This window comes from Mycoplana sp. BE70 (genome assembly GCF_031455855.1).
Classification (GTDB): Bacteria; Pseudomonadota; Alphaproteobacteria; order Rhizobiales; family Rhizobiaceae; genus Mycoplana.
Genome location: NZ_JAVDTM010000021.1, coordinates 14,654 through 41,023, shown reverse-complemented (window position 1 = coordinate 41,023; position 26,370 = coordinate 14,654). Strand labels below are relative to the sequence as shown.

General features: G+C 59.0%; 22 protein-coding genes and 1 pseudogene. 14 read left to right on the top strand and 9 right to left on the bottom strand.

What is annotated here, in order from left to right; translation table 11 throughout:
* Positions 1 to 151 precede the first annotated feature (151 nt).
* Both J2Y48_RS24865 and J2Y48_RS24860 read left to right on the top strand, forming a co-directional pair.
* Positions 152 to 1,518: pseudogene (locus tag J2Y48_RS24865) on the top strand (ISNCY family transposase).
* A gap of 399 nt (positions 1,519 to 1,917) precedes the next feature.
* Positions 1,918 to 2,568, top strand: a complete 651-nt coding sequence (locus J2Y48_RS24860; RefSeq protein ID WP_310424187.1) for a hypothetical protein — start codon at positions 1,918 to 1,920, stop codon at positions 2,566 to 2,568.
* A 176-nt stretch (positions 2,569 to 2,744) separates the two neighbouring features.
* On the opposite strand, the gene J2Y48_RS24855 is transcribed toward J2Y48_RS24860, so the two are convergent.
* Both J2Y48_RS24855 and J2Y48_RS24850 read right to left on the bottom strand, forming a co-directional pair.
* Positions 2,745 to 3,539, bottom strand: a complete 795-nt coding sequence (locus J2Y48_RS24855; protein WP_310424184.1) for a nucleotidyl transferase AbiEii/AbiGii toxin family protein — start codon at positions 3,537 to 3,539, stop codon at positions 2,745 to 2,747.
* A gap of 65 nt (positions 3,540 to 3,604) precedes the next feature.
* Positions 3,605 to 4,681, bottom strand: coding sequence for a type IV toxin-antitoxin system AbiEi family antitoxin (locus J2Y48_RS24850; RefSeq protein WP_310424182.1), 1,077 nt, complete (start codon positions 4,679 to 4,681; stop codon positions 3,605 to 3,607).
* A 366-nt stretch (positions 4,682 to 5,047) separates the two neighbouring features.
* Here J2Y48_RS24850 and J2Y48_RS24845 point away from each other — a divergent pair, with 366 nt between their 5' ends.
* Positions 5,048 to 5,749, top strand: a complete 702-nt coding sequence (locus J2Y48_RS24845; protein ID WP_310424179.1) for a gamma-glutamyl-gamma-aminobutyrate hydrolase family protein — start codon at positions 5,048 to 5,050, stop codon at positions 5,747 to 5,749.
* Between the two features lie 367 nt (positions 5,750 to 6,116).
* Here J2Y48_RS24845 and J2Y48_RS24840 read toward each other — a convergent pair whose 3' ends face one another.
* Positions 6,117 to 6,866: a helix-turn-helix domain-containing protein gene (locus tag J2Y48_RS24840; RefSeq protein ID WP_310424176.1), complete on the bottom strand. Its 750-nt coding sequence runs from the start codon at positions 6,864 to 6,866 to the stop codon at positions 6,117 to 6,119.
* Positions 6,867 to 6,987: 121 nt separating this feature from the next.
* Here J2Y48_RS24840 and prpB point away from each other — a divergent pair, with 121 nt between their 5' ends.
* The 10 genes from prpB (at position 6,988) to ampC (ending at position 16,854) form a co-directional block, all read left to right on the top strand.
* Positions 6,988 to 7,896 (top strand): methylisocitrate lyase, encoded by a 909-nt coding sequence (prpB, locus tag J2Y48_RS24835; protein ID WP_310424172.1) that lies wholly within the window; start codon positions 6,988 to 6,990, stop codon positions 7,894 to 7,896.
* A 28-nt stretch (positions 7,897 to 7,924) separates the two neighbouring features.
* Entirely contained in the window at positions 7,925 to 8,893 is a 969-nt protein-coding gene (locus J2Y48_RS24830) for a tripartite tricarboxylate transporter substrate binding protein (RefSeq protein WP_310424169.1), read from the top strand.
* Positions 8,894 to 8,977: 84 nt separating this feature from the next.
* Positions 8,978 to 9,376 carry a 5-carboxymethyl-2-hydroxymuconate isomerase gene (locus tag J2Y48_RS24825; RefSeq protein ID WP_310424166.1) on the top strand — a complete coding sequence of 133 codons (399 nt, stop codon included), beginning with the start codon at positions 8,978 to 8,980 and terminating at the stop codon, positions 9,374 to 9,376.
* Positions 9,342 to 9,845: a tripartite tricarboxylate transporter TctB family protein gene (locus tag J2Y48_RS24820; RefSeq protein ID WP_310424164.1), complete on the top strand. Its 504-nt coding sequence runs from the start codon at positions 9,342 to 9,344 to the stop codon at positions 9,843 to 9,845. Before J2Y48_RS24825 ends, J2Y48_RS24820 begins: the two co-directional genes overlap by 35 nt.
* Complete coding sequence (locus tag J2Y48_RS24815) at positions 9,845 to 11,341, top strand: tripartite tricarboxylate transporter permease (protein WP_310424161.1); 1,497 nt, start codon at positions 9,845 to 9,847, stop codon at positions 11,339 to 11,341. Before J2Y48_RS24820 ends, J2Y48_RS24815 begins: the two co-directional genes overlap by 1 nt.
* Positions 11,342 to 11,397: 56 nt before the next feature.
* Positions 11,398 to 12,264 carry a fumarylacetoacetate hydrolase family protein gene (locus J2Y48_RS24810; RefSeq protein WP_310424193.1) on the top strand — a complete coding sequence of 289 codons (867 nt, stop codon included), beginning with the start codon at positions 11,398 to 11,400 and terminating at the stop codon, positions 12,262 to 12,264.
* Positions 12,265 to 12,278: 14 nt separating this feature from the next.
* Positions 12,279 to 13,076: a 2-oxo-hept-4-ene-1,7-dioate hydratase gene (gene hpaH / locus J2Y48_RS24805; protein WP_310424159.1), complete on the top strand. Its 798-nt coding sequence runs from the start codon at positions 12,279 to 12,281 to the stop codon at positions 13,074 to 13,076.
* A 9-nt stretch (positions 13,077 to 13,085) separates the two neighbouring features.
* A complete protein-coding gene (locus J2Y48_RS24800; protein ID WP_310424156.1) occupies positions 13,086 to 13,871 on the top strand; it encodes an HpcH/HpaI aldolase/citrate lyase family protein in 786 nt (261 codons plus the stop codon).
* Between the two features lie 122 nt (positions 13,872 to 13,993).
* The gene (locus J2Y48_RS24795; protein ID WP_310424154.1) at positions 13,994 to 15,208 is read left to right on the top strand and encodes an NADP-dependent isocitrate dehydrogenase; all 1,215 of its coding nucleotides are present in this window, start codon (positions 13,994 to 13,996) and stop codon (positions 15,206 to 15,208) included.
* Between the two features lie 500 nt (positions 15,209 to 15,708).
* Positions 15,709 to 16,854: a class C beta-lactamase gene (gene ampC / locus J2Y48_RS24790; RefSeq protein WP_310424151.1), complete on the top strand. Its 1,146-nt coding sequence runs from the start codon at positions 15,709 to 15,711 to the stop codon at positions 16,852 to 16,854.
* Positions 16,855 to 17,200: 346 nt separating this feature from the next.
* On the opposite strand, the gene J2Y48_RS24785 is transcribed toward ampC, so the two are convergent.
* From J2Y48_RS24785 to J2Y48_RS24775, 3 genes are all read right to left on the bottom strand, one after another.
* Positions 17,201 to 18,790 carry an ABC-F family ATP-binding cassette domain-containing protein gene (locus tag J2Y48_RS24785; RefSeq protein WP_310424148.1) on the bottom strand — a complete coding sequence of 530 codons (1,590 nt, stop codon included), beginning with the start codon at positions 18,788 to 18,790 and terminating at the stop codon, positions 17,201 to 17,203.
* A 634-nt stretch (positions 18,791 to 19,424) separates the two neighbouring features.
* Complete coding sequence (locus tag J2Y48_RS24780) at positions 19,425 to 19,997, bottom strand: helix-turn-helix transcriptional regulator (protein ID WP_310424145.1); 573 nt, start codon at positions 19,995 to 19,997, stop codon at positions 19,425 to 19,427.
* A 16-nt stretch (positions 19,998 to 20,013) separates the two neighbouring features.
* The gene (locus J2Y48_RS24775; RefSeq protein ID WP_310424142.1) at positions 20,014 to 20,886 is read right to left on the bottom strand and encodes a S1C family serine protease; all 873 of its coding nucleotides are present in this window, start codon (positions 20,884 to 20,886) and stop codon (positions 20,014 to 20,016) included.
* Between the two features lie 547 nt (positions 20,887 to 21,433).
* Between J2Y48_RS24775 and J2Y48_RS24770 the strand changes: the two genes are divergently transcribed.
* Positions 21,434 to 22,807: a mechanosensitive ion channel domain-containing protein gene (locus J2Y48_RS24770; RefSeq protein WP_310424190.1), complete on the top strand. Its 1,374-nt coding sequence runs from the start codon at positions 21,434 to 21,436 to the stop codon at positions 22,805 to 22,807.
* 239 nt (positions 22,808 to 23,046) lie between these two features.
* Here J2Y48_RS24770 and J2Y48_RS24765 read toward each other — a convergent pair whose 3' ends face one another.
* The 3 genes from J2Y48_RS24765 to J2Y48_RS24755 form a co-directional block, all read right to left on the bottom strand.
* Positions 23,047 to 23,490: an SRPBCC family protein gene (locus J2Y48_RS24765; RefSeq protein WP_310424139.1), complete on the bottom strand. Its 444-nt coding sequence runs from the start codon at positions 23,488 to 23,490 to the stop codon at positions 23,047 to 23,049.
* Positions 23,491 to 23,714: 224 nt separating this feature from the next.
* Positions 23,715 to 24,293 carry an alkylhydroperoxidase gene (locus J2Y48_RS24760; RefSeq protein ID WP_310424136.1) on the bottom strand — a complete coding sequence of 193 codons (579 nt, stop codon included), beginning with the start codon at positions 24,291 to 24,293 and terminating at the stop codon, positions 23,715 to 23,717.
* Between the two features lie 233 nt (positions 24,294 to 24,526).
* Positions 24,527 to 25,933 (bottom strand): adenylate/guanylate cyclase domain-containing protein, encoded by a 1,407-nt coding sequence (locus J2Y48_RS24755; RefSeq protein WP_310424133.1) that lies wholly within the window; start codon positions 25,931 to 25,933, stop codon positions 24,527 to 24,529.
* Positions 25,934 to 26,370 lie beyond the last annotated feature (437 nt).

Below are 26,370 nucleotides of genomic sequence, written 5' to 3'. Positions count from 1 at the left end.
ATGGCGCATTTGCGCGAAGGCGGGTGATCCCCTACCCTTCACACGCCCATGTTGCACTTGGCGTCGATTCTCCACCGCAAAGTTAGAATGTCCTGAATCTGCAAAGTAAGAATGTCACACTCCCCGCGTTTGATGACGTGGGAGATTGCGGATGGGACTGATTGCGATGAGCGAGCGTGATCTGCAGCGGATCGAGGTTTTGTCGAAGGTGATCGCCGGCCGGATGACGTTGGTGACGGCAGCGCATGTTCTCGGCCTGAGCACGCGCCAGGTCCGCCGGCTTCTGGAGCGGATCAGCACTGGCGGTGCCGCGTCGATCCGGCACAAGGCAATCGGCCGGCCATCGAACAATCGGATCAGTGACGGTGTTCGGGATTACGCCGTGACGTTGGTTCGCGAGCGTTATGCGGATTTCGGTCCGACGCTGGCGGCCGAGACGCTTGCTGCGCGCGGTGGATTGCGGGTATCGCGCGAGACGTTGCGCAGTTGGATGTCGGAGGCCGGCCTTTGGCTGTCGCGCCGGCAGCGGCGGACGTTCCATCAACCGCGGCTGCGGCGTGAGGCCTATGGCGAGCTGGTGCAGATCGATGGTTCCGAGCATCGCTGGTTCGAGGACCGTGGCGATCCGTGTTCGCTGCTTGTCTTCGTCGACGATGCGACGGGCAGGTTGATGCAGTTGCGCTTTGCGCGCTCGGAAAGCGCCTTCAGCTACTTCGAGGCGCTTGAGCTTTACCTGCGTGCTCACGGTGCGCCTGTGGTCTTTTATTCCGACAAGCATTCAGTGTTCCGGGTAGCGAAGAAGGATGCCAGGGGCGGCCAGGGCATGACCCAGTTCGGCCGTGCGCTTTGCGAGCTAAACATCGAGATTCTCTGTGCAAATTCGAGCCAGGCGAAGGGACGTGTCGAGCGCATGAACCGGACCCTGCAGGATCGCCTGGTCAAGGAGTTGCGGCTGGCCGGCATCGACAGCATGGACGCCGGCAATGCCTTCCTGCCGGGCTTCATCGAGCACTACAATGCGCGGTTTGCGCTCGTCCCTGCCCGGCCCGAGGACCTGCACCGGCCGATGTCCGTGGCCCCGGATCGGCTGCAGCAGATTCTGTGCAAGCGCGAGCAGCGCTATGTCGGGTCGCAGCTGACGTTTTCGTTCGAGCGCCAGCGGATCATGCTGGTGGAGACCGAGCTGACACGCGGATTGGTCGGCCGCTATGTCGAGACCTATGCCTATGCGGATGGTCGGTGCGGTGGAAGGGCCATTCCCTGCCCTACAGGACCTTCGACAAGGACCAGCGGGTGACACATGCGGCAATCACCGAGAACAAGCGGCTTTCCGATGTTCTGGCTTATATCAAGGAGCGTCAGGAGCAAAAGTCGGCGCCGGTGGTGAAGACCAACAGCGACAAGAACGGCTACGTGCGACGTCCTCGCGGACCGGGCCGGCAAAAGGATTTCATGCACGATCCGGCGGTGCTTGCCCGCCGCGACGCGGCACTGGCAAGGCTCGACGCTGTGGAGTGAGGCCTCGATCGAAGTGTCTCACAGCGAAAGCGGAAGGTGTCTCTCACCCGCCCCGCTCCGCCCTTGCAACCCGGCCCAGCCGGTCGGATCGGGGCTGGTCGTGGTGCGGCGTGTCAGCACAAAGTGACATTTCTACTTGGCTCGTCGGCGGACAATTCAACCTGGCTGCCACATAAATGCACAAAGCGGGAACATTCCGTAATCGCTGAACCTCCACCACGCCAGGGTTGGCTCATTACCCTTATCCCAGTATGCGGATTGAATACGGACGTTATGTCTCCTAACCATCCGGCTGAGGACCGATCGCATCGATCTCTGCGATTTTCTGAAACTCCCCGAGATATTCCTGGCGGTGGTATGCAAGCCACCGGGCGATATGACTGTTCGCAAGCAGAACTGATGACGGAACGGAAGATGTTGCCTAAAACGGGCAGGAAGCTGCCGGCGTGGAAAGGTGTTCTGGGGGCGCGCGATGTTTTGGCAAAGACTGTTGCCGATCTCATGCGGAAAGAGCACGGCGATAGTCACCGCGCAATCAAACAACTAATCAGGCAAACAAGCGCGAGCGAGCGCACGGTGAAGCACTGGCTGGCGGCACAACATGCTCCAGACACATTGTTTTTCCTGCGCCTTGTGGTCTCCTCGCCCGTTATCCGCGCTTTCGTTCTTGGCCTAATCGAGGGCCCGGCTTCCAATCCATGGTCACTAGCGGGCGATCGCGTCACGCGTGCAGTTGCCACGGAGGCTTATGCTGCTGCGGAAGCGGCATTCAGCGCGCTGACAAGAGACGCGTGGGATAGTGACCCTAAAAATGGCCCTGATCGTGACCTTATAATTGACCCTGAACCAGTGGAGCTCAATGAACGGCAGCACTGGTTTCTCGAGCGCGTTGTTGACGGTGACCGATGTGGTGCCAAGGAGATTGTGCTCGTCTGGGATGTTAGCCGGAAGACCGCGCGGCGGGACATCCAAGGTCTTCAGCGCGCCAGATTGCTCGAGTATGTTGGATCACGCCGGAAAGGTAGGTACCGACGACGTGTCGAGCAATGACGGTCGACAAGCGCCCCTAAGCTCACGCAGCACGGACCTCATCGACGCTCCCTGAGAAAAGCAACATGGGAGCCTTAAAAACGGAACTTGCGACCTCCAGGCTGGAAGAAGCTATCCCGACGAAATTTTCGCGCGTTGCTTTAGGCGATCAGCTCGCTTAAGGGGCGTCGATTCTCTCAACCCCTCAGCCCCAGCGCGCGCAGCCATTCATCGACCTGCCCGAAGGCGTCCCGCTGCCACTGTTCGGCCGAGCGGCCGTCGAGGATATCGGTTTCGGCGACGAAGTTTCGAACGCTCGTCGCGCCATAACCTTCAGGCGCATCGAACTTGTTGGCGATATGCTTGTAACCCTCGGCCCCGCTTGCGTGTTCGAGCAACGGTTTGCAGGCTTTCGCTAACGCTTCAATGCCATCCGGATAGTTTCGGATGCAGTAATAAATGTCGTAGGCGTCCTTCTGCTTATGCCGGCCATTGAGAGCATACCCCTTCATCGCCAAGAGCGCCGGAATTGAGCACACGGCCACTTCAACCCGATTGGTCCCCCCCCATGGCATATCACCCGTTATGGCGACCAGCTGGTAGAAGCGCAATGCGAGGTCCGCACCATCGGCGCGCTGAACCGCGAAGTCGCTGATGATCGGCGGCTTGTTCTTCACGATCTCGGCGTCTCGCGGCATCAGGAAATCGACGACGATTTTAATCGGCTGACCCGAATCTTCGGTCGGCACTTCGCGCACGAGTTGGAACCGCTTCAGGTCGGCGCTTTGCTCGTAGCCATGGCCCATCAACGCCTCGACGAGGGTAACATATTCCCCATCGCCAAGCGCTTCGGCATCGAGACCGAGGTCCACGTCAAGAGTGCCTACATGTCGCATCTCCTCATTGTCCAGCAGCAGCCACGGGACTGCACCACCGATGACGGCGAACTTCCCCTTGAAGCTTCCCAGGATCTGCCCGATCTCGACGAGCACACCCTTCACAGCCTTGGTCGTGCGATCCTCGTAGTCGGAAGCAGATTGCGGTTGAGGCGTTACCTTTATCTCCATGCCAGGAGTTCCTTTCGAAGATGATCGGCGGCTTCCGCTCCTCTTTCGCCGGCGACGGAGAGGTCGAGATAGGTTTGAACCGGACTGGTGCAGACTATTCCTTGGGCGCAATCGACCGTATCGCGGAAGATGCCCTGCTCCTTCGGGATCGTAATCACCACATTGGCGCCTGAATCGGCCGGTGATAGCTTGAGTGTGGTCCGCAGGCGCGCGGCTGCCGATGTATCCGCATAGAAGTACTGCGTGGATACGCGCCCATAGGGTGCCAGCCAATTGGCGGCCGAAAAGGACGCGCACGCCGCGCGCCGTCGAGCGGGATCGAAGTTCATGGCATTGCGAGCCGCGTCTTCAAACGCCTTTCCGTGCAGCGTGGTGTAGTAGGTTGACCTCTCTCCAGCCGGAGCCTCATACACGTCGCGCCAGGCATCAAGCAGTGCGTCGGGCCTCACCAAACGGATACCGTCGTGGTTGATTTCTGCCCACTCGCGATCAACGAGTTCGCTGCGAACGTTGCTAACGAGACCGAGGCTAACATCCGACGCATCTGCGAGGTCGACGACGCGCCAAGCCTGGTCGGGGTCACGCAGCAGCGTGCGTAAAATCTGTGCCGACTTCGGCTTGAAAACAGATTTTAGGCCACGCTGGACTGCCGGTGGCTTGGCGTCGAACTGGCGCTCAATGTAGACCGTTCCGAAAACGATCCGCGCGTTTCCAACAAGGTCGAGATAGCCCACCCCCTCCTCAAGGCAGAGGGCTTGCGCCTCTGGCGAAAGATACGGCGCTATGAATATCGGTGTTGCGGGCGGATCGAACTGCGCAGCAGCGCTGCGCACGTGCAGTATCCCGGCTCGGACAAACCGAGGCTGGCCGTTCCCTTTCACCTCGCACACAAGCCGGTGTTTTCTTTCTTTGATAGTCACCTCGGCCAAGATATCGATCTCCCGGCGCATCGAGACATTTGTCTCGAAACTCACATCCTGAACAAACGGCACATCCGCAAGGAGTGCGTCGACCGCCTTGAGGGCGCGCGCTTCCACTTCTTTCAATGAATCAGCATGTTTCAACATGCGCTGAAACTCGCAGAACCACCGAAATTTGTCAACCAGTTTCGCTGGAATATGGCATTTCAGCGTGCGCTGAAATTGGTGCATCTGATGAAATGACCCTCATTTGGAGCGTACGTGGCTTAGCCTCCCCATTTCCAACTTGAGTTTTCACCGAAGCCCGCGACGTCACTACGATTGCGAAAGGATGGGTCAATGGGGCGCCAGGTCGGATCGCAAAGCGGCTGCGTTGCCTGTATCTTGAGGAGGGGTGCAAGAGCGCGGTCTGACAGGCAATGGCCGCTATTCACAGTCCCATTTTTGCCTTTAATCCCGCATTTCAAAGCCTTGAAATGCATCCTGACATCATCCGAGGAGAATAGAAATACGATGAAACGCAAACCGATCATTGCAGTAATAATGGATGAAAACACCAGCACCGGTGGTAATCTATACGAGACGTCCAAGAGCTACTTCACCGCTCTGGCTCGCTCGGGAGCGCTTCCTTTTGGCATTCCGTACCTGCCACAGATAGTCGACCCGGTGGTCGAGGAGTTCGACGGATTCCTGAGCGTTGGTGGACGTATCAAATTTCCGGAGCATTGGTACGTTGAGGGTGACCAATCCCAGTACGCGCCATCCGAGCGTTTGTCCGTTGAATTGGCGCTGATGGAAGGATTCCTTGCTCGCAATAAACCCGTACTTGGTATCTGCAACGGTATGCAGATGCTCGGATGCCTGCATGGCTGCCGGATGGTGTCAGACGTGTGTTCCTCACGGCCAGGTGCGATCAACCATGATCAGGGTGGTGGTCTACTCCACGAAGTGATCGTTCAGGCGGGCACAAAAATGGCTGACATCTTCAGTGCCGAGACATTCAGCGTGAATACTTATCATCGGGAGGCAATTGTTGAACTATCTGCTGATGTGATTGCTACCGCCCACGGGGCTGATGGTGTCGTTGAGGCGATCGAAGTGCCATCTCGATCTTTTGCTATGGGCCTGCAATGGCACCCGGAGCTGTTAGACGCCGACACCCATCCCGGCGCCCGGATTTTTGATGCATTTGTCGAATTTGCAAGCTTGCGATAGTATATTAGCTCCGACAGTCTATGTGGCTGAGGGCGGCGTTTGAATAAATTGAACCTACACGATCGGTGGAAGCCCGCGTGATCCGAACGGCAACTTCACCGTCACTTTAAACCTCAACAATTAGTTCATGGCTGGTCAGTCGTCTGATGCGACGACCCGCCATGATATCCATTGAGAGCTTTGACGATTTTTGCCAGTAAGTTCCATAAGATTATGCGATTTCCCTGGTCCAAACGGTTCGCGTAGATCGCCTTGAAAGGACTCAAACCGCAGGCGACGCGGAGAAAGGCTATGTCCCACCAACTCTTATCCTAGTTGCACGCGACGCCGGGAGTTTCCCTTCGATGGATGCATCGCTCTCGCGCCGTCAGCCTATGCCTGCTTCGATTTCGTCACGCAGCTTTTTCATTTCGGTGAGAGCCTGCATCAGGTGTTCCCCTTCCATGCGCTGCGAGATGGCGCTGGCACTCAAGGCGGCGAATGGTTGGTTCTGTCGATCGCAAATCGCGACGGCGACGGTTGTTGCGCCCAGTTCGGGCAGCCACCGCACAACATGACCCAGATCTGCGGCCTTCTCGACCTCGTCGACAATGGTCGCAAGCGATTGGCCGTTACCATGATACGTCTGCTCGTTTGCGGCCATGATTTTCAAGGCCGCTTCTCTGGGGAGCTTTGCCAGTACTGCAAGGCCGCCTGCGCCGAGGCCAAGCGGGCGCCGTGTTCCGACATCTGTCAGCAGCGTCTTCACCGGAAACGAGCCTGACGTCCTGTTGAGGCACACCATATCCCCGCCGCTTCGATACAGAAAGAAAGCGGTATCGCCGGTAAGCTCCGCCAATTTGTCCGTCGCAGCTGCCGCCACGGCTCCGAGATCGAACCGATTACCGAGGTTCAGCGCCAGTTCGTAGACGAGTTGGCCGAGAAAATATCGTCGATCCGCGGTTCTTTGGTGGGCCAGGCCGACACCGACGAGAGCCCGCAGTATTCTGTGGACCGTCGGCCCGGTGAGCCCTGTTGCGTCCGACAGCTCTGTCATGCCGGTGCCTTCGTTGTTGCGGCTTGCCAACTCCCTGAGAACGGCGACCGCGCGATAGATGGTTTGAGCTCCTTGCTCCATGAAAACTCCACGATATGGATCAGATAAAAAGTCTTAGTCCACCATGTTGACAACGTAATCCATATAGTGGCTTATGTTGCATGTCACGTCCTAAAAATAGTCCATATAGTGGAGTTTAGCAATGCTTATGCACGTCCCGGTGCGCACATCCCCTGGAGCACGTTTTCGGCAGGCCCTCAAAGAGGAGGTGCCGTTGCAGATCATGGGTACGATCAACGCGTACACGGCGCTGATGGCCAAGCAGGTGGGTTACAAGGCGCTATATCTTGCCGGTGCAGGTGTCGCAAACGCCAGCTACGGTCTGCCGGATCTGGGCATTACGACGATCAATGACGTGCTGGCCGACCTCCGCAAGGTTTCTGATGCCTCCGATCTTCCGGTGCTGGTCGATGTGGACACCGGTTTTGGCGGCGCGTACTCCATTGCTCGCCTGGTTCGCGGCCTGATCAAGGACGGCGCCGGCGCTTTGCACATGGAAGATCAGGTAGCACTGAAGCGCTGCGGTCATCGTCCCGGCAAGGAGATTGTCAGCAAGACCGAAATGCTGGACCGCATCAAGGCTGCTGTCGATGCTCGCTACGACGAGGACTTCGTCATCGTTGCCCGGACCGATGCGTTGGCGATCGAGGGGCTGGACAGCGCTATCGATCGTGCCATGGCGTACATGGAGGCCGGTGCGGACATGATTTTCGCCGAGGCCTTCACGGAACTTGGCCAGTATCGCAAGCTCGCGGACGCCCTGAATCGGCCCCACTCGGTTCTCGCAAACATCACCGAATTCTCGAAGACGCCGAACTTCACCACCGAGGAATTGCGTGATGCGGGCGTGTCGGCGGCGCTCTATCCGCTTTCCGCGGCGCGCGCAATGAATGCGGCAGCACTCAATGTCTATCAAACGATCCGGCAGCGCGGAACGCAGAAAGACATTCTGAATACCATGCAGACCCGCGAGGAACTGTACGGCTATCTCAACTACCATGACTACGAAAAGAAGATCGATGAACTCTTTGCTGCCAAGAAGATGAGCTGAGCAGCGACTTTGTAAAACGGGAGGAATTATGAAGCGTTTTTCGATGGTTGCGGCGCTGGCCGCATTGACGACATTTGCTGCGGTCGCACCAGGATGGGCGGAGGAGTTTCCGAGCGGGCCCATCCGTTTCATCGTGCCGTTCAACTCCGGCGGCGGTACCGATGTCGTGGCACGGATCGTCGCTGAGGAGATGTCAAAAAGTATCGGCCAGCCGGTTCTCGTGGAGAACCGGCCGGGCGCACAAGGCATAACGGGGACGAAGGCTGGCGCAGATGCTGAGCCCGATGGTCAGACAGTGACCTTCGTCCTCCAGGCGACGCTGGCGTTGAACCCGAGCCTCTACTCGGCGACCAACTACGACCCGGTGAAGGACTTTGCACCGGTCTCGCAGCTCTCGACGTCGCCTTATGTCGTCGTCGCTCATCCCAGTCTCGGGGTAAAAAGCATCGATGAGCTTGTGGCCAAGGCAAAGGCTGAAGCTGGCAAGGTCAATTATGCCAGCGGCGCGGCCGCCGCTCACCTGGCGTCAATCCTGTTCCAGAAGACCGTCGGCATCGAAATGACCCACATTCCCTATTCGGGATCCGGTCAGGCGCTGACCGACCTGTTGTCCGGACGCGTCGGCGTGATGTTGTCCAGTCCCGTTTCCATCCTCCCGCATGTGCAGTCGGGAGCATTGGTGGCGCTCGCGGTTACTGGGCCGGCTCGTCTTCCCTCGCTCGCCGACGTGCCAACGATGGCCGAGCTCGGTCATCCGGGCTTTGACGTGTCGGGCTGGTACGGGCTGGCCGCGCCGAAAGGTACGGACCCGGCCGTGATCGGCAAGCTCAACGAAGCAGTGGTCACGGCCCTGAAAGCGGACAGCGTACGCGCGAGCCTCGAAAAGGCAGGTGTGGAAGCCCGCGGCTCGACACCGGCCGAGTTCGAAGCGCTCATAGGTGCGGAGCTGGCGCGTTGGACCGCTCTCATCAAGGAAGAGGGTATTCAGCCCGAATGAAAGAGCCTGGCTAGCGCTATTCCGGAGAAGGGCGGCCGCGGCTGCGGCCGCCAACCCAAACACTATCAGGAGACTATTGGGATCATGCCTCACGCGTGGATTGAATGCTCGGCCAACATCGCGGACGAGCCGGAAGTGAAAGACCTGAAGAATCTGGTCTACGACTGTGCACTTGAAACGGGGATCTTTCCGATCGGGGGCGTGCGCGTCCGTTTCCAGGTTATTTCAGACTACATCGTCGGCGACGGCCACGTCGACAACAGCTTCCTGCACATCGTGTTGCGGATAGGAGCCGGTCGCGACCTCGAAACCAAGAAGGCTGCCGCTGATGCGATATTTGAACGGGTCTGCGCACTCGTGAAGCCGCTCTCTGACCGGAGGCCGCTCGCTGCCGCGTTCGAGGTACAGGAGATGAGCGCGGATCTGAACTACAAGTTCAACAATCTGCATGAGCACATCAAACGGCGCGCCGCCGCCTCATAAACAGTTATGGATTTTTGGGGAGGGACCGGCAATGCGGATAACGAAGGATGGGTTGGGCGGGCTGTTTTTTGCCGCGATCGGATTGGCGGCCCTGCTGATTTCGTGGAGCTATCCGATCGGCTCCGCCTTGAGCATGGGCCCGGGCTACTTCCCGCGGGTGGTTTCGGTTCTCATGCTGGCGCTCGGGCTGCTGCTGTACCTGCGCAGCGTGCGTGAGAAGCAGCCGGAAGCAACCATCGAGGTTGACTGGAGGCCGCTCATCATCATCACGGCGGCTATCGCCGGATTTGCCTACCTCATCCAGTTCGGCACGATCGTCGCCGTGGCATTTCTTGTCGTTGTGGCGTGGTTTGCCGATCCGAGGAGGAAGCGCAAAACCCTGCCCGCCTTGCTTCTGGCCGGGATCATCATTCCGATCCTGATTTTCAACTACGGTCTTAACCTGCCGATCAAGATCTGGGGCTTCTGATGCTGGACGGTCTTATACTCGGATTCCAAGTCGCGTTCTCTCTCGACAACCTTTTATATTGCCTTATCGGCGTAACGCTTGGAACATTCATTGGCATGCTTCCGGGCGTTGGTCCGCTGGTGACAATCGCTGTCCTGCTGCCGATGACCTATGGCCTCAGTCCCGAGGCCTCGATGATCATGCTGGCGGGCATCTACTACGGCGCGTCCTATGGCGGCTCGTCGACGGCGATCCTGGTGAACCTGCCGGGAGAATCCTCCTCCGTCGTCACCTGCATCGATGGTTATCAGATGGCTCGCCGCGGCAGGGCTGGTGCAGCGCTCGCCATCGCTGCGATCGGATCCTTCGTTGCCGGCTGCATAGGCACACTTGCGATCGCACTTTTTGCCCCGATGCTTGGCCAGATGGCGCTCAGCTTCGGGGCGGCCGAGTATGCCTCGTTGATCATCATGGCGTTGGTCGCTACCGCGGTACTGGTCCAGGGCGCGATAGTCAAAGGTATCCTCATGGCGCTCCTCGGCATTCTTGTCGGGCTCGTTGGAATGGACCTCAATTCCGGTGTGATGCGCTTCACCTTTGGGCAGCAGTGGCTGATGGAGGGCATCGACTTCGTGGTCGTCGCGGTCGGAATGTTCGCATTCTCCGAGATCGTACGCGAACTGCGTGCTGGCAATGACGTCGATCACGGCCAGATCAAGGTCGACTCGCTGATGCCGACGGGTGAGGAACTGAAGCAGTCCGTCAAGCCGATCCTGCGCGGAACAGGAGTCGGATTGTTCTTCGGGATCCTGCCGGGGATCGGTTCGACGGTGAGTTCCTTCGCCTCTTACATTCTTGAGCAACGCTGCGCGAAGGATCCGAGCCGTTTTGGCAAGGGCGCGATCGAAGGGGTGGCCGGGCCAGAGTCCGCAAACAATGCCGCCGCCCAGACCTCCTTCATCCCGACGCTTACCCTTGGCGTGCCGGGCAGCGCGACGATGGCACTGATGCTGGGCGCCTTGATGATCCATGGCATTACTCCGGGACCGAACGTCATCACAGAACGTCCCACCCTGTTCTGGGGCCTCGTCGCCAGCATGTGGATCGGCAACGTTCTGCTCGTGATCCTGAACCTGCCGCTGATCCGCCTGTGGACCTCTCTTCTGAAGGTTCCTTATTCCTGGCTCTACCCGATCATTCTGATCCTGTCCTGCTTCGGCATCTACACGCTGTCGAACAATGCGATGGATGTTCTGATCGGTGCTGGCTTTGGCGTGTTCGGCTATCTCGTGCTGAAGCTGGAGTTCTCCCTTGCCCCCTTCATCCTCGGTCTCGTCCTTGGACCAATGCTTGAGGAGAACATTCGCCGGGCGCTTTTGATTTCCCATGGCGACCCCATGACGTTCCTGCAAAGCCCCATTAGCGCGACATTCCTGGCCTGCGGCGCGGGGCTGCTCCTACTGATGCTGGTACCTACGGTCCAGCGTAACAAACAGCATCTCGAACAGGATGCATGAAATAGTCGGCTGCGCGGGACCGCGCGGCACTGCGAACCCTTGGACTTCCGAGAAGGATAAACACCTTGAAATTGATAAGTTTTCACGCCGGCGATCGCGATCGCTTCGGCCTGCTCCACGACGCTGGTGTGGCGGATCTTGGCGAACGCACGGAATTCGCCTCGCTTCGCTCCTTGATAGCTTCGCCCAAGGGCATCGAGGCTGCCCGGCTGATCGCCGAAGCCGCGCCCGTCGACTTCAAGGAAACGGAGATCGCCTATCGCATTCCGGTGCCGGACGCTGACAAGATCATCTGCGTTGGCGTCAACTACGCCGACCGGAACGCCGAATACAAAGACGGCTCCGAATTGCCGAAATATCCGAGCCTCTTTCTACGTACGCGAGGCTCCTTTACCGGGCATGGTCAGCCGCTGATGCTGCCGCCTGAATCGCCGCAGTTCGACTATGAAGGCGAAATTGTCCTGGTGATCGGCAAGGGCGGGCGGCGCATCCCTGAAGAAAATGCCCTTTCGCATGTTTTCGGGCTGACCGTCTGCAACGAAGGCAGTGTGCGCGACTGGATGCGCCATGCGAAGTTCAACGTGACGCAGGGCAAGAACTTCAATCACTCGGGCAGCATCGGGCCCTGGATCGTTCCGGTCGACGATGCGGACCTTTCGGCGCTTTCGTTGTCGACATGGGTCAACGATGAGTTGCGTCAGGAAGACACGGTAGGACGGATGATGTTCTCCTTCAGCTACCTCATTCACTACATCTCGACCTTTGCCGAGTTGATGCCGGGCGACCTGATTGCAACGGGAACGCCGACCGGCTCGGGCGCACGTTTCGATCCCCCGAAATATCTCGTCGAGGGGGATGTCGTCAGGGTGCGAGTGCCGGGTGTCGGAACGCTTGAAAACCCTGTCGTCCGCGAACAGGTCTGATCGGAGAAACCGTCATGCTCGACGAACAGGTAATGCTGGCCGCTCAAGCGCTGGCAAGTGCGGAAGAGAGCCGGTCTCAGGTCGCTCTTCTGAGTCTGCAATATCCAGCCATGTCGATGGCCGACGCCTATCGCATTCAGGAAGCCTGGGTGAAGCGGAAGATTGCCGCCGGCGACCGCCACGTCGGATGGAAGATTGGCCTTACCTCGCGTGCAATGCAGCAGGCACTTGGCATCGACATTCCCGATTCCGGCTATCTTCTGGAGAGTATGCGCTTCGACGACGGTTCGATAGTGCCGGGGAACCGGTTTATTCAACCGCGCATCGAAGCGGAGCTGGCCTTCGTCATGAAGGATGACGTCGCGCCGAATGCGTCCGTCTTCGATATCCTGAACGCCACGGACTATGTTGTGCCGGCGCTTGAAATTCTGGACACGCGAATCGTGCGCCGGGATGAGCAGACAGGCAGCACACGCAGTGTCTGCGACACGATTGCCGACAATGCGGCCAATGCCGGCTTTGTCCTTGGTGGCCGTCCAATTCGGCCAAATGAGCTGGATCTGCGCTGGCTCGGGGTAATTGTTTCGCGCAATGGGAGCGTAGAGGAAACCGGCCTTGGAGCAGGTGTTCTCAATCAGCCGGCGCGAGGTCTCGCATGGCTGGCGCAGCGCCTGGCAACTGTCGGCCATGGGCTTAGGGCCGGGCAGATTGTCCTTTCCGGCTCCTTCATCCGTCCGGTGGAGTGCCCGCCCGGTTCGACCGTGGTGGCCGACTTTGGACCCATTGGCAGCGTTGCCTGCCACTTTGCCTAGGAGATCATGATGCCGGCACGGAAAAATCGCTTCAAGCTTGCGCTTGCCGAGGGGAGGAGGCAGACGGGGCTCTGGCTTGCACTCGCCAATCCCATCAGTACTGAATTGCTTGGCGGCATCGGCTTTGATTGGCTGGTGATCGACCTTGAGCATGCACCGAACGACCTCCGCTCGGCCGTTGCGCAGATGCAGGCGCTTTCGTCATATCCGGTCGAGGCTGTCATACGGCCGCCGATAGGCGAGGCGTGGATACTGAAGCAACTGCTCGATGCGGGCTGCCAGACTATCCTGATCCCGATGGTCGAATCGGCGGCACAGGCACGGCAGTTGGTCGAAGCGGTCCGTTATCCGCCGCACGGTTGCCGCGGCGTCGGTGCGGCACTTGCGCGTGCTTCCGGATACGGTGCCGAAACAGACTACCTCAAGATTGCCAATGACGAGATCTGCCTGCTGTTGCAGATCGAATCACGCAAAGGCCTTGACGCTCTCGATGAGATCGCAGCCATCGACGGTGTTGACGGCATATTCATTGGTCCGGCAGATCTTGCCGCCGACATGGGCTATCTCGGTCGCCCCAAGGAAGATGCCGTCCAGACTGCAATTCACGACGCGTTTGACCGCATTAAAGGAGCAGGCAAGAAGTCGGGTGTTCTGACATCGGATCACGGCCTGATCTCGGAATATCTTGCACTCGGTGTCGACTTCATCGCTATCGGCTCCGACGTCGGGGTCTTGAGGGAAGCAGCATCGGCACTACTCGGTAAGTATGCCGCCACTCCGGCCTCCGCCGGCTAAGGAGTGCTGCAGCCGCCGACTTCGGTTGCTTAAGTCCAGTGTCCGGGGACGTAACCCTGGTCCGTGCGGCGAACAACATTCAACGAGTGGACGACCAAGGCGCGTCCGATGGAGAATAGAACATGAAAAAGATCAAGGTCGCCAATCCGGTCGTCGAACTCGACGGCGACGAGATGACCCGCATCATCTGGCAGTTCATCAAGGACAAGCTGATCCATCCGTACCTGGACATTGACCTGAAGTACTTCGACCTCGGCATGGAGAACCGCGACGCCACCGACGACCAGGTGACGATTGACGCCGCCAACGCCATCAAGCAGTACGGTGTCGGCGTCAAGTGCGCGACGATCACTCCGGACGAGGCCCGCGTCGAGGAGTTCAAGTTGAAGAAGATGTGGAAATCGCCGAACGGCACGATCCGCAACATCATCGGCGGCGTCATCTTCCGCGAGCCGATCATCTGCAAGAACGTTCCGCGCCTCGTCCCCGGCTGGACCAAGCCGATCATCGTCGGCCGTCACGCCTTCGGCGACCAGTACCGCGCCACCGACTTGAAGTTCCCAGGCAAGGGCAAGCTGACGATGAAGTTCGTCGGCGAAGACGGCAAGGAAATCGAATACGACGTCTTCGATGCGCCGTCTGCCGGTGTCGCCATGGGCATGTACAACCTCGACGATTCGATCACCGAATTCGCCCGCGCCTCGTTCAACTACGGCCTGCAGCGCAAGGTGCCGGTCTATCTGTCGACGAAGAACACCATCCTCAAGGTCTATGACGGCCGCTTCAAGGACATCTTCCAGCAGGTGTTCGACGCCGAATTCGCCGACAAGTTCAAGGAAGCCAAGCTCTGGTACGAGCACCGCCTGATCGACGACATGGTCGCATCGGCGCTGAAGTGGTCCGGCGGCTACGTCTGGGCCTGCAAGAACTATGACGGCGACGTGCAGTCCGACATCGTCGCGCAAGGGTTCGGCTCGCTCGGCCTGATGACCTCGGTGCTGATGACGCCGGACGGCCAGACGGTCGAGGCGGAAGCTGCGCACGGCACCGTCACCCGTCACTACCGCCAGCACCAGAAGGGCGAAGAAACCTCGACCAACTCGATCGCCTCGATCTTCGCCTGGACCCGCGGCCTGGCCCATCGCGCCAAACTCGACGGCAACGCCGAGCTCGCCAGGTTCGCCGACACGCTGGAAAAGGTCTGCGTCGACACCGTCGAAAGCGGCTTCATGACCAAGGACCTGGCACTTCTGATCGGTCCCGACCAGTCGTGGCTCTCCACCACCGGCTTCCTCGACAAGATCGACGAAAACCTGCAAAAGGTGATGGCCCTCTGAGGGGCAGTCGATGCCGTCAGGTCCAGCATTATGCATCGCCAACTGCGCCAGTATTTGAAACTGGCACAGCAGCGATGTCAGGTTAACTGGAGACGAAATTGTTGGCAGCTGGTCGGGAACATGATCCAGCCGTCGCTGTATTTTCGGTTTCCGCTGAGCCCAATTCGCCGTGGCACACAGGTGCCGAGCGAGAGCGCAACAAGGGCATCCGCCGCTTCAGTGCCTCGTCATCAGAATACCTGCCAAGATGTTCATGGCGCGTTTTCGGGACGGCGGTGTGATCCCCTACCCTGCGCACGCCAGGTTGCACTTGGAGTCGATTCTCTAAAGGCACATAGGCCGGTTAGGGATGCGACCGTCGTCGCCTCTCGAGAAGCTGGTGTTCTTGGTTTAAGGAGCGGCTGCTTTGCGCCCCCTAAGCCGTCATTGCCATAACTTCGCCCCAAGGTTGACAGTATCCGAGCGGCCCCGTTTGGACACGTATATTTGGAGCATATGGAATGAACCGGCGTTCGCACCTGTTGGCCTTTGTTATCCTGGCCCTTGCCTCGCACACCGCGACTGCGCGTGCAGGTGATTTCGAAGATGAGGTGCAAGCTTCGTTCGGACCCGTAGTGAAGGAATACGACATTCCCGGCCTCGTGGTCGGCGTGACACGAAGCGGAAAGCATGCGTTTTATGCTACTGGTTTGGCATCGCGTTCCGACAATCGCCCAGTTTCGCCTGACACGCTTTTCGAGCTTGGCTCAATAAGCAAAATTTTCAACGTCACACTGGCAGCATTGGCTGAACAACGGGGAAAGCTCACCCTTGATGATACGGTAGCACATCACGTCTGTGCCGACGCATGTTCGATTGGCAACGACCTCACACTGATGGATTTGGCAACCCATTACTCGGGGGGCTTGCCTTTGCAGGTGCCGGATGGCGTCTCAGATGCAGATGGGTTGGTGACCTGGCTGAAGAATTGGCATCCGCCGCAGCCGGGAACACGAAGCTACTCAAACGTCAGCATCGGAATGCTCGGATACATATCCGGCAAAGCTTTGGGCACCAATTACAAGCGGGCGTCGCAAGACGTGCTCTTCCCAGCGTTTGGCCTTCACCACACATGGATCGACGTTCCGAAGAGTGAAATGAGCCAATACGCTTTCGGCTACGACCGAAAGACCAATGCGCCAATTCGGGTGAACCCAGGGGTCCTGGACGCGGAAGCGTATGGCGTGAAGTCCAGCGTCCGCGACATGCTCAAGGTGCTTGATGTCGAACTGGGACACGGAAACGCCTCTCAAGAGTTGCGGGGGGCGGTCGAGCGGACCCACGAGGGCCAGTACAAAACTGCCTTTTTCACCCAAGCAATGATTTGGGAGCAGTACCCTTGGCCCACGGACCTGCAAACGATGCTTTCTGGCAATGGCTATGATTTCATCATGAAACCTCAGCCAGCCGAAAAGATCAGCCTGCCGCTCCATCCCCAGAAAGATGCGATTCTGAACAAGACCGGATCGACGAACGGATTTGGCGGATATGTCGCGATGGTGCCAAGCGAGGAAATTGGGGTTGTCGTGCTCGCCAACAAGAACTACCCGAACGAAGCCCGCGTAAAGGCCACATACTCGCTTATTAAAGCATTGCTGGCGAAATAGCATTTTATCGCTTTACCGAACTGCCCATCGGGACATGTCCGCTATTGGCCGACAGCGGACATCGTTAAGGGAATGCCCGACCTTCCGCGCACGGCCATCCATGCCCGTGCCGAGGCGCTCGATGCACAAATCCCAAGGATGACCGCGCTCAGAAATGCACTTCGCCACGTTGCTGAATGCCCGGCGGAGACGCATCTGGATTGTCCCAAGTTTCGCAGGCGTTTTATCCTGGCGACTAAATCCTCTCTGCCGTGGCGCACGAGTGGCAGGAACTAAGACGCAGGAATATGTGGGCGGAAGGTCATCCCACAGATGGCGTCCAACCACAGGGCTCGACAGTCGGAGACTACGCCGAGGGCGGGTCGAGCACCAGCCGGCGCGTCACGCCGACCGCTTTGAGAAATTCCTCATCGTGGCTTACCACCAACAATGCACCGTCATATGCACGCAGTCCCGCTTCGACAGCCCCGATTGAGTCCATGTCCAGGTTGTTGGTCGGCTCGTCCAAGACAAGAAGCGACGGTGGCTGCGAACAGCCAAGAACACAGGCAAGGCCGGCTCGCAACATCTGTCCACCGGAAAGCGTGCCAACTATTTGGTGAACGGCGTCGGCGCGAAACATGAAACGGGCAAGCGCTGCCCGGCACTCATTCTCGTCCGCCTCCGGACCGAGAAGCCGGAAATTGTCCCGGATGGAGAGAGCCGGGTTGAGCATGCTTACCTGCTGGTCAAGCATGGCCATTTTCACCGGCAACCGCACCGTGCCCGAGAACGGCGGAAGACAACCAGATATCAGCGACAAGAGTGTCGTCTTTCCCGAGCCGTTCGGCCCTGTAACGGCGATCCGTTCCGGCCCAGTCATCTCAAAGGAGAGGTCGCGAAGAACCGGCTTTTCGGCATGATAGCCGGCAGTGACACCGTCGATCCGCAGAACGACCCTCGTCGTCGGCAAGCCGGTTGAAGGAAGCGTCACCGAAAGTGGCTGTAGTATCTCAATCCTTTCGCGTGCTGCCAAGACATCATCGGTCGCCTGTGTTCGCAGCCTTTCGGCAAGCCGCGCATTCGCACCGCTCGTGTTTTCCGCGCGCCGCTTCAATCCGCCGGCAACGATCCGCGGCATATCGCCCCTCGAGGCCTTCCTCTTGCCGTCAATGTCCTTGCGCGTCTTGCGTTCGGCGGTCACCTGTGCGGTCTGTTTGGCCTCCGTCAGACGTCTTTCGGCATCAGCGAGATTGTGCTCGGTGGCCGCGAGTTCCAGTGACTTGCGCTCGCGGTACCGGCTCCAGTTGCCGCCGTAGCGGGTCGCACCTAGCGATGTGATCTCGACGATCGCATCGACGGTCTCCAGCAATTCTCGGTCATGACTGACGATGATCGCGCCGCCGCGCCAGTCGGCAAGAAGGTCGATTACAGCCTGCTTGCCATCTCTATCAAGGTTGTTGGTGGGCTCGTCCAGGATCAGGAAATCCGGCTCCGCGAAGATCAACGCCGCAAGCCCGGCGCGTGTGCGCTGACCGCCGGAAAGGGTGGCGAGCGACGTTTCGGCATCCGCGTCGAGGCCGGCACGTGCGAGCGCTTCGCCCATGCGGATTTCAAGCATCCAGTCAGCGTTGGCGAGTTGGTTGGCCGTTGCTTCACCCGCTTCGGCGCGCGCGAGCACGGCAAGCGCCTGGCGCACCCCAAAAAGATCGGCAACGGTTTCGTCCGGCCCGACCTGGACGCTCTGACGCAGAATAGCAAGGTTGCCGGAGATGCTGACCGTCCCTGAAGCAGCAGCTAGTTCGCCGATGATCAGCTTGAGTAGCGTCGTCTTGCCGACACCGTTGCGGCCGACAACGCCGGCGCGTTCCGCGCCAAAGCTAAGATTCAAATTGGTGAGTAGCGGCCGCCCGTCAGGCGTAGACCACGAAAGATTCGCAAGCGTTATAGCGGACATAGACAGATTCCCGGATGGCAAGGCAAAGCGGCGTTGCAATCGGGCTGAAGTCCATGAATCACCATCCTGTTTATGCTGCGGATGGCGATTATCTAAGCGGAGAGTGGCGCGCGTTCAAGACCCAAAAGCGGTCTGCAGAATCCGGAGAACGTGTGGCTCGTCAGAATTTAGGGCTTCCACGAGAGATGCGAAGCCGAAAATAATTGCAATGGGGGCAAGTCAGGCTGAACCGAGGCCGATGTTCCCTCGCAGCAGTTGCAAGTTGCTATCGACCGCTAATAACCCCCTCAGGAGGAGACCAAAACGGGGTTCACGATTGCAGTTGCAAGTCCGCTTTGCGCCGAAGTTTCGGCCATTCAGAGTATCGGGTCGAGCTCCTGGAAGCCGACGGTCTGCTTGGGAGTGATCGTGTCCGGAAAGCGCCAAGAGCGGCCATAGTGCGACCGCCGCAGGAGAGGATTTACGCACACTGTCAAGCGCGGCCATATCACTACCGTAACCTTCACTGCTGATAAGGCGGGCCTGTTTGAGCTTCGGTATGAGACTCATCAGCCGTCGCTGGTGGGCGACGCTACCCTATGACCCGAAGGCAACTGGTGCTGCGGCGCGGTTTTTCACACTTATTGGCTGAGCGTTATACGTAAAGCAGCCCTTGCTTCAGCGCGATGGCCACAGCGTCAGCGCGGTTCTGCGCATGAAGCTTGGCGAGCACTGCGGCGACGTGGAATTTCGCGGTATGCACCGAGATTTTGAGCTGGCGGGCGATCACCTTGTTCGAGGCCCCGTCAGCAAGCAGCGCAAGCGTTTCCAATTCGCGCGGGCTGAGTGACAGGTTGTGATGCGCGTCTCTTAGCAGCACTGCCTCGTCCGTATCAGCGGTCTCGTTTGCATCTCCAGCATCAACGGCTGACAGGCGGTATCCGGCCGCGACGACCGTCGTCGCGGCCGCGATGAGCGCAGCATACGCGGAATGCGGCAGCACAGCATAGATGTTGCCTCCGGAGGCTGCTGCACCAAGCACGATATGCGGCGTCGCCGCGTCGAGAGGCTCGCCATCGGTCACGACCACATCGAATTCCTCCGGCTGCCCGAGATCGAAAGACGTCGCGACGGCCACATGACCGCGCTCCGCCAGAGCATGTTCCAATTCCTCCGCATGCTCCGGATCGGCCAAGGCTATCATCACTGTCAGCGGACGCTCAGCCATCCATCCTCACTGTCGCTCAGGAGCGCGGCCGTGCGCCGACGACGACGTCGAGGTTTCGCGCCTCACCACCGCGCAATATTCCGAGTGCCACCGTTTTGCCGACACTATCGGGACCGATCTGACGGATCAGGTCCCGCACGCCTTCCACCGCCTCGCCATTCCAGGATGTGATGATGTCGCCGAGCACCAGCCCGGCCTGCTCCGCCGGACCGCCGGCCTCGAGGCTCATCACCATTGCACCGCGCGCCTTCTCCTGACGCACCGCGTGCAACCCTGCTCCGAGATATCCGCGCGGCACATGGCCCTTTTCGGCGAGCGTTGCCGCAACCCGGTCGACCGTTTCGGCCGGAATGACAAGAGCACGCCGGCGGGGGCCGAACAGGACGACACCGATGAAGCCGCCCTCTGCATCGATCGCCGCACCGCCCTCGGCGCGCGGGTCGATGTTCGCGGAAAGGCGGATGCGCCGGTCGATCAGGCCGCCACGCATGCTGCGCCAAGCGGGTCCGGCCTCGCTGACAATCCCGAAGCCAGCCAGCGTCGAGGCTTCCCCCCGGCCGACAGCGACGACAATATCCCCTGCCTCCGTCCGCCCGGCAGGTTTCAGAGCCGGCGCACCATCAGGCACATCCGATTTCAGCACCGCGATCCCAGTCGTTGGGTCGCGCCCGACGAATTCAGCCGCCGCGGAGTTGCCGGACGGCAAGGTCAGAGTGATGTCCTCCTCGATCTCGATCACCTCGCTCGCGGCAACGAACAATCCTTCACGCCAATGGACGGCGCTCGAAGAATGATGGCGGCTGGCATGGACGGCGGCGATCCCCGGAGCGGTGGCGGCGACAAGGCCGGCGATCTCTCGAGAGAAGTCGGCAAGGCTGGCTTTCGGCATGGTCTTTCTCCTCATTCCATCTGAGGAATCTGGTCTATTTCACCACGCCGTCCAACTGGCCTCATGGCTAGGTTTGGCGCGAACCGGCCATCCGGGCAGGTCGCCCAAGCTGGCTCCTCCAGACATATGACCATCGATCGACGAACTAAAGGACGACACAGCACGGGCGATGTGGATCGGATCTCGAGCGGTCGCAGAAGTGGTGCTCTCCCTTATAGACCTGAAGGTGAAGGTATCGCTGCCGCTCTCGCGGCGGTATCGTCAGCATATTGGGCGGCGCGGCTCGACCCGAACATTGGCACGCGCGCACGATCAACGGTGCTAGTCGGCGGACTGCGGCTTTGAGGAGCATCGAGCCTGCGTGGAGAAGGCATTCACGACTGAAAGCCTTGTCATTTTCGAGCGCGGCTACCGCCTGTAATGCCTCTAAGAAGGCCCACATCCGTTCAATTGGCTGGAGACCGTCCCCCTTCTCTCTCTCGACAAAGGGGGCTTGAACAAAAGCCCGCTCTCAATGGTTATCCTGAAGAACCATGAAAGAGCGACAATGGAGTTCGTAAAGACGTTCAATGCCGCCGGAAATTGGCTGCAGGCTTTCCTTCTTAATGAGTGGACTCTCTATCAGTCCGCCCTGATTGTCGTCGGTTATCTGCTGTCTGGCTTTCTGGCAAGGCGCATAGAGCCGGTGTTGGAATCGCGCGCCCGCACCATCAAGGGAAATCCCGACCTGCTTCGTGTCATCATCGCTTTCATGCGGCGACTGCGGTGGCTCTTTTTGATTTTGTGGCTATGGGTTGTGGACGTGGTCTTGTTGCGGCTTGGATGGCCTTCGAACCAGTGGCTGGTGGCGACGGCCCTCACCCTCGTGGCGGCGTGGTTTGTCATCTCGGTACTTACGCGCATCATCAGAAACCAGACGCTGGCGCGTGTCGTTGCAGTCGTGGGCTGGCTCTATTTTGCACTTTATGCGCTAGGACTGGATCGAGCGCTTCTGGCGGCCCTCGACGGCATGGCCGTCAACCTCGGTGCCGTTCGCCTATCGATGCTGCTTGTCTTGAAGGCCGTCATCCTTTCGGTCGCGCTAGTCTGGCTGGCAGTTCTGGTCGGTAACATGTCGTCGAACTGGATACAGAAGTCAGCCGATCTCACACCATCCTTGAAGGTCCTCATCAGCAAACTGGTCAAGATTGGATTGGTCATATTTGCAGGCACAATTGCTTTATCGGCAACAGGCGTCGACCTGACGGCGCTCACCGTCTTTTCAGGCGCAGTCGGCGTCGGCGTCGGCTTTGGCCTGCAGAAGGTCGTTTCCAACTTCATATCCGGGATCATCATCCTTCTCGATAAGTCCATCAAACCGGGCGACACGATCACACTGGGGGAGACGTTCGGCTCGATCCGAGACCTGCGCTCCCGTTTCGTCTCCGTCATCACGAGAGATGGCAAGGAGTTCCTCATTCCAAACGAGGATTTCATCTCCCAGCAGGTCGTGAACTGGTCATTCTCCAGTGACTATGTCCGCATCGAGGTGAGCTTCGGAACTTCGTATGACAGCGATCCGCACGAAGTCGTGCGCATCGCGATCGAGGCCGCCAAGACCATTCCGCGGATAGCCAGCACTTACAAGCATCCGGTTTGTTGGATGACGGCCTTCGGCGATTCATCGCTTGATTTCAAACTGAGGTTCTGGATTTCCGATCCCAGCAACGGACTGACAAACATTCGCGGCGAAGTACTCGTGGCCTTGTGGGACGCGTTCAAGGCGGCTGGCATTTCGGTTCCATTCCCGCATCGCGAAATCATCATGAAGTACCCTGTCGAGATTGCCGTCGGACGTCTTCCGCAACGACCCGATGACGATCGCGCCACCAAGTCGTTTCGCCGATCATTGCGAGAAGTCGAAACCGGAAATAAGTCCTAGCGCTTTCAAGACCGCCGACGATCTCGCTTCTCGCACATAAGAAGCGGGCTCGTGCGCGCCTCGGGGCGGCGCAGCTCGCGCCTCATGTGAGGCTCGCCACACGTCCGCTTTGGGCCAACATGAGACGAGTGGCTATAAAGGCAACTCGCCTCAAAGGTCCTACAGCAAAAATGGGTGGATCGGCAGTTACGGTGCCTTGCCGACCGAGCGGCCCATCCAGCTCTGCGCAGGTCCCGAGGCTATTCGTTGATTTCGGGCTCGACGAGCCGTGCCAGATTGCGAAGCGACTCCTGCCAGCCGAGATAGCATGCCTCCGGGGGAATAACGTCCGGCACTCCGGTCTGGACGACATCGAGTTCGGTGCCGACCGAGACTTTCGTCAACGTCACGGTGACCTCCATCTCACCAGGCAAATTGGGGTTGTCGAATTTGTCCGTGTAACGGAGCTTCTCGCCTGGCACGAGTTCGAGATAGTTGCCACCGAAAGAATGACTTATTCCGGTCGTGAAATTCCGGAAGGACATCTTGTGGGTTCCGCCGACGGTTGGTTCCAGATGGTGCACTGTGCACGCAAACCCGTTTGGGGGAAGCCATTTGGCCAGTGCATCCGGCTCCAGGAAGGCGCGATAGACTTTCTCAGGACTGGCCACAAGGACGCGGTGAAGTCGTATCGTGTTGGGCATTGTGATCCTCCTTTGGATAGAACACCAAGAGTGCCCCGAGGACGAACCAGCTTCTGTCGGTCCGACAATGCGATAGAAATATTCGGGTTCAGCCCAGGTCGGTTTCCCGTTTCCAGCAAGGCTGGACAATCGATCCAAATCCTTGCCGGTGCCGGACCAGCATAACAACCCGCCGGTTAGTCGTTCGGAGTGCGCCAATAGCGGTCAGGTTTTTTGTCGGCGCGCTACTTTCGCCCCACCGCCATTTCTTCTCTGACCGCGGGATCGTCATCGAGAAACTCCGGCTCGACCGTGGCACCCACGGCATCGAAATAGCGGCTCATGAAACTGCGGAAGGAAGCGGCCAAGGCAATGTCGGCGATATTGACATCGGTGAGGCCGACAGCCCGCAGCCGCTGAATCCGGGCTTCGGCTATCTGCGAAGCGTTGCGGCTGATCTGTTCGGCATAGGCGAGCATCTCGACCTGTTGATCGGTTAGACCGGCGTTGCGGTAGTCCCTTCGAACCGCCAGCGCCTGCTCCCTGCCGAGCAGCCCGGAAAGGCTGCGGAAGTAGACGTGAGAGCAGTAACTGGATGGCACATGCTGGGCGGCAATGAAGGTGATCAGTCGAAAATTCAGCAGACCGAGGGAAAAGCCGTCTCGTATCAGATGCAGCAGGCTTTCGATTGGAACGATGACATCGGGGCGGGCGGACCAGCATTGCGTCGCCTGCATCACGCGGCCCATCGATTCTTCCTCGGCATGGTAAAGCGCCGCGATTTCGCCCGTTGCCTCGTCGGGTTCGATCGTCTTGATGAACATGATTTTGCCTCCAAGGCGCTGTAAGCCCGCCACAATAGCTGGCATTGGCTTCAAAGCGAAATCGACGGACCATCTGCCTCACGTCGGCGGCCACCTGCCCCTAATCGAGCAGTGGCCGCCACGGACGTCTCGAGAGCCGCTGCGGAGTAAGACTTACGGGCTGAAACGGCCCGGACTTTATCTACTTCGGGCCGTCAGGAAGACTTCGTATGACATCGGAGAGCTGACGAAGCTCACGACAGGGCGAAGATTCTTACTTCCCGCTGAATGCCGTGAAGTTCCTCCATCCGGGAGGCCGATGTGATACCGCTGTCTCGTAGGAGCTGCGAGACTTGGGCATCCCCGACAATCGCCTCCGTCGTCAGGATAACATTGGGATCAGCAAGACCCTGAACACGGGAGGCGATATTGACCGTCTGGCCAAAGTAGTCCTGCCGGTCGTTCAGGTTGACTGCGAGGCATGGTCCCTCATGTATGCCGATCTTCAAAAGAAGGTCGTCGCTGCCTTGTTCGGCGTTCAATTGAAGCATCGCCTCCCGCATCCGCAGCGCGGCCGCCACCGCGCGGTCGGGGCTCGGGAAGGTCGCCATCACGGCGTCGCCAATCGTCTTGACAATTGCTCCGGTCTCAGTGGCTACGATCTCGTGAAGAACCCTGAAATGCGCCCGCACCAGATCGAAAGCCGCAAGATCTCCGACACGCTCGTAGAGTGCGGTCGAGCCCCTTAGGTCCGTGAAAAGAAATGTCAGGCTGGTGATCTTCAGGCGTTGATCGACGTCAAGGGTATCGGTCCGATAGATATCGCGGAAGGTCTGGTTCGTCAGTAGACGCTTGGCCGTCAGGAAAGGTCGACGGCGGCCCAGCAGGTCGTGCAGGTCGTCTCCTGCAACGCAGACGTTCGGTACCACTCTGCGATCGGTGTGGTTCTCGAGGGTGATCCGCAGCGGGCCGGGACGAAGGGTCAGCGTTTCGTTCATCGCATGCGCCCGACTGATGACCATTGAGACGTTTTGCCGTTCGCTCGTGGTCTCACCCTTCACGTCGATGAACTGCGCCGAGTGTGTTACCGCATCGAAGATGATGACGAACTGCGCTGGCAGTTGCACTGAGATGAACGCCTTCTCGCCCGGATCCAGCTCGATGATCTCCAAAAGGATGCGCGCGAACCTCGCTTCGAAGTCCTCTGGCAAATCCACTCCGGAACTGAAGAAGATTTGGCGGTAGTATTCAAGTGGAGGTAGCCGATCGGGATCGTGGGCAGCGATCCTGCGAACCCTCGGACTGATCGTGAACGTTACCTCGACCATCTCGTCAAGGGTTGGCTCGTATCCGGCAGCGCAGAGGGCGCAATGATACGTCTCCTGGTCGACTGTTTTCAGGGTTGCACCGGTGTCAAGGACGCCGCCGCATCCTGGGCAAAGGACATTCCAGGTCATCTCGAACGCGCCCAGGCGAGCCGCATGCAGAAGCGCTGCGATCGTATTCTCTTCATCGAGATGATGCGCCCCGGCGAAGGCGAGCGCATTGATACGGTTGAGGTCACGATCCGAGCCACGCATGACGACGTTCTCGATGCGCTCGACCGTTTGCGGGTCAGCCGCGTGTCTCAGGGTGGCAAAAAGCGCGTCCACTTCGCTCATTAGACAAGCCTCGGTGCGCGGAACCCCACGGCGGACGACGCCATTGGCGAATTATAACACGGGAATTTTCTGACAGGAATCTCGACGCCTGCTGCTCGCATCAATTGCTCGTCAGTCGAAGCATTGCGCATCCCTGGCGTCGTTGCGACATCGCGGACGTTGTGCCGCATTCTGGTTCGTCCGGCTAGGGCCAATCGCGGACGATTAGGTGCGATGATCGTCTGTCCGCGTCCCTCTGGTAACAGTCGACGGCGAACAGGTAGCTAGCGCCCCTCTCTCTGCTCACATGCGTTCTGCCAACGGCCAATGGTGGCCGAAGGAGAACTGAAATGGGTATTGCACAATACGATCCTACCGCACCAGGGCGTCCGACCTGGAACGCTGGCCGAACGGTCGGCGTAAAGAAGCCGCTGAAACAGCGTGAGATTTGGGCGATC

Bases quoted from the DNA above. Each gene is read 5' to 3' on its own strand.
- J2Y48_RS24860 (WP_310424187.1), top strand. From the start codon at position 1,918: ATGACGGAACGGAAGATGTTGCCTAAAACGGGCAGGAAGCTGCCGGCG.
- J2Y48_RS24850 (WP_310424182.1), bottom strand. From the start codon at position 4,681: ATGTTGAAACATGCTGATTCATTGAAAGAAGTGGAAGCGCGCGCCCTC.
- J2Y48_RS24845 (WP_310424179.1), top strand. From the start codon at position 5,048: ATGAAACGCAAACCGATCATTGCAGTAATAATGGATGAAAACACCAGC.
- J2Y48_RS24840 (WP_310424176.1), bottom strand. From the start codon at position 6,866: ATGGAGCAAGGAGCTCAAACCATCTATCGCGCGGTCGCCGTTCTCAGG.
- prpB (WP_310424172.1), top strand. From the start codon at position 6,988: ATGCTTATGCACGTCCCGGTGCGCACATCCCCTGGAGCACGTTTTCGG.
- J2Y48_RS24830 (WP_310424169.1), top strand. From the start codon at position 7,925: ATGAAGCGTTTTTCGATGGTTGCGGCGCTGGCCGCATTGACGACATTT.
- J2Y48_RS24825 (WP_310424166.1), top strand. From the start codon at position 8,978: ATGCCTCACGCGTGGATTGAATGCTCGGCCAACATCGCGGACGAGCCG.
- J2Y48_RS24820 (WP_310424164.1), top strand. From the start codon at position 9,342: ATGAGCACATCAAACGGCGCGCCGCCGCCTCATAAACAGTTATGGATT.
- J2Y48_RS24815 (WP_310424161.1), top strand. From the start codon at position 9,845: ATGCTGGACGGTCTTATACTCGGATTCCAAGTCGCGTTCTCTCTCGAC.
- hpaH (WP_310424159.1), top strand. From the start codon at position 12,279: ATGCTCGACGAACAGGTAATGCTGGCCGCTCAAGCGCTGGCAAGTGCG.
- J2Y48_RS24800 (WP_310424156.1), top strand. From the start codon at position 13,086: ATGCCGGCACGGAAAAATCGCTTCAAGCTTGCGCTTGCCGAGGGGAGG.
- J2Y48_RS24795 (WP_310424154.1), top strand. From the start codon at position 13,994: ATGAAAAAGATCAAGGTCGCCAATCCGGTCGTCGAACTCGACGGCGAC.
- ampC (WP_310424151.1), top strand. From the start codon at position 15,709: ATGAACCGGCGTTCGCACCTGTTGGCCTTTGTTATCCTGGCCCTTGCC.
- J2Y48_RS24785 (WP_310424148.1), bottom strand. From the start codon at position 18,790: ATGTCCGCTATAACGCTTGCGAATCTTTCGTGGTCTACGCCTGACGGG.
- J2Y48_RS24780 (WP_310424145.1), bottom strand. From the start codon at position 19,997: ATGGCTGAGCGTCCGCTGACAGTGATGATAGCCTTGGCCGATCCGGAG.
- J2Y48_RS24775 (WP_310424142.1), bottom strand. From the start codon at position 20,886: ATGCCGAAAGCCAGCCTTGCCGACTTCTCTCGAGAGATCGCCGGCCTT.
- J2Y48_RS24770 (WP_310424190.1), top strand. From the start codon at position 21,434: ATGGAGTTCGTAAAGACGTTCAATGCCGCCGGAAATTGGCTGCAGGCT.
- J2Y48_RS24765 (WP_310424139.1), bottom strand. From the start codon at position 23,490: ATGCCCAACACGATACGACTTCACCGCGTCCTTGTGGCCAGTCCTGAG.
- J2Y48_RS24760 (WP_310424136.1), bottom strand. From the start codon at position 24,293: ATGTTCATCAAGACGATCGAACCCGACGAGGCAACGGGCGAAATCGCG.
- J2Y48_RS24755 (WP_310424133.1), bottom strand. From the start codon at position 25,933: ATGAGCGAAGTGGACGCGCTTTTTGCCACCCTGAGACACGCGGCTGAC.